This window comes from Alteromonas alvinellae, from assembly GCF_902705805.1.
Genome location: NZ_CACSIH010000068.1, coordinates 2,525 through 3,251, shown reverse-complemented (window position 1 = coordinate 3,251; position 727 = coordinate 2,525). Strand labels below are relative to the sequence as shown.

Genomic DNA, 727 nt, shown 5'->3' with positions numbered 1-727 from the left:
TATTGCACACGTGTTTGCGCCCCATATTTGAAAGTTATACGCGCCGAAAATTCCACTGGCAACTCGTAACCCATGAGGTTACAATAACTGCATGATTAAGAGTTTTATACATAAAGGCCTTCAGAAGTTTTACGCTAAAGGAACCACATCAGGAATTCAGAAGAAGCATGAAAATAAGCTTCGTCTGATCCTGTCCAATCTCGATCAAGCCGAAGCGCCTGATGACATGGATTTGCCCGGTCTTTATATGCATAAACTCAAAGGTAGCAGAAATGATATTTGGTCTGTCAGAGTGAGTGGTAACTGGAGAGTTACTTATCGCTTTGTTGGACGAGATGTCGAAATCGTTAACTACGAGGATTATCACTAATGAATATGCATAACCCAGCACATCCCGGTGAGATACTCAAAGAACTTGTTATTGAAGCTCTAGAACTCACTATAACTGATGTCGCTCAGCATTTAGATGTTAGCCGCAAAACACTGTCAAAAGTGCTTAATGGCAAAGGAGCCATCACCCCAGAGATGGCACTTCGTCTGGAGCTGGTCTTTGGTAAGCCTTCAGCTGACCATTGGCTACGTTTGCAAAATGCTTTTGATTTATGGCAAACGCGACAATATCAAAGTTCTTTACATGTATCTCCCTATAATCTGGCGGCGGTATAAAGGCGCGTATAACAATCACATTAAGTCGCTCGCAGGCTCACTGGGACAGTAACACGTGGGC

2 protein-coding genes are annotated in these 727 nt (G+C 43.2%); both read left to right on the top strand.

The window, feature by feature from the left end; translation table 11 throughout:
• Positions 1 to 91 precede the first annotated feature (91 nt).
• The gene (locus tag ACX5KA_RS05280) at positions 92 to 370 is read left to right on the top strand and encodes a type II toxin-antitoxin system RelE/ParE family toxin (RefSeq protein WP_039219425.1); all 279 of its coding nucleotides are present in this window, start codon (positions 92 to 94) and stop codon (positions 368 to 370) included.
• Entirely contained in the window at positions 370 to 666 is a 297-nt protein-coding gene (locus ACX5KA_RS05275; protein ID WP_039219423.1) for a HigA family addiction module antitoxin, read from the top strand. Before ACX5KA_RS05280 ends, ACX5KA_RS05275 begins: the two co-directional genes overlap by 1 nt.
• Positions 667 to 727: the final 61 nt, after the last annotated feature.

What these genes read in the sequence shown, in the direction of transcription:
- ACX5KA_RS05280 (WP_039219425.1), top strand. Translation starts at nt 92, where the DNA reads ATGATTAAGAGTTTTATACATAAAGGCCTTCAGAAGTTTTACGCTAAA.
- ACX5KA_RS05275 (WP_039219423.1), top strand. Translation starts at nt 370, where the DNA reads ATGAATATGCATAACCCAGCACATCCCGGTGAGATACTCAAAGAACTT.